The sequence below is a fragment of the Spirochaeta dissipatitropha genome, from assembly GCF_054657935.1.
The window spans coordinates 1-1,042 of record NZ_BAAHXT010000047.1; the positions used below are offsets into that span (position 1 = coordinate 1).

The following is a 1,042-nucleotide window of genomic DNA, read 5'->3' on the forward strand; positions in this document are numbered from 1 at the left end:
CAAGATGGCACCATAAACCTCAGTTAAGTATATACCTCGCGGGCAATTGCTGATGCAATTGTCCCGGTGTATATAATTGTCGCTTCCAGACCCGCATGTCTTCCTCTGGTACCCCCTCCAGATGACTCATAAATGCTCGCTGCGTAAACAGCTTTTTGAGCTTACTTCTCACCAGTTTCTCCGGTAATCCTGCCCGCTGCCAGCGTTTCTGCTTTAGTGAATCACGACTGCGATAGGGCTTCATGAAGTTGTGATACATGCGATACACCTGTACCGATTCCATCGCATTCATCACATTTCGCCTGAAAGTAACCGTCTCTCTGACATAGGCTGCAATGTCCTTTCGCAACTCCCGGTCGAAGTTATCCATAGCAAACATCGGCCCGCCGGGTCCACGATTATGATCCGAACTGATGTGCAGCCAGTCCAGTCGACCGCTTGCAAGCTGCTCATGGGTTCGCGCACAGCAGCCGATTGCAATCGGGTATTCCCTCTTGTTATCGGTGGTCAGACAGACCGATTTCGGCAGCTTCAGATATGGCAAGGCAGCTGTATCCCAGTGATCAATCTGTCTGCTCATGGTCTTCATGACACGGGTAAAGGAGTTCACGATTCCACGCGGTTCTGGACGAAAAACTGCCTCAAGTCGAGCCTGTTTTTTCTTCTGGGCAGAAGTCATTGTCCCGGTGCGTCTATTCGTAACATGATCCAGGGTATAGAGATACTCGCTTTCCTTCCCAATGAGAATGTGTAGATTGCTCGGGTAATACTGACTGACTTCAAAGGACACAAATCCGTCAGCGATCAGGTCTTCTGGCGTGTCCAGATACCTGGCAAGTTCGGCATGCATGGCAATGCAGTTGCGGGCCAAACGGCTGATCCTGTTGCGACGAATGGCTGGTGATATCCCGCGATTTCGCTGTGTAGCTGCAAGACTGCAGCGGCTACGGACATCTTTCAGCAAATCGCTATAGTTCACGATTTTCTGCACATAGTAATCGATTGAGAAGGTACGTTCACAGAAGTAGCGCCGACAGTCTTT

General features: G+C 50.1%; 1 protein-coding gene. It reads right to left on the reverse strand.

Going from position 1 to position 1,042, the window contains the following annotated elements; translation table 11 throughout:
- Nucleotides 1-19: 19 nt before the first annotated feature.
- A partial coding sequence (locus ACYQ2L_RS17160; protein ID WP_460058346.1) for a hypothetical protein occupies nucleotides 20-1,042 on the reverse strand: 1,023 nt, incomplete at its 5' end.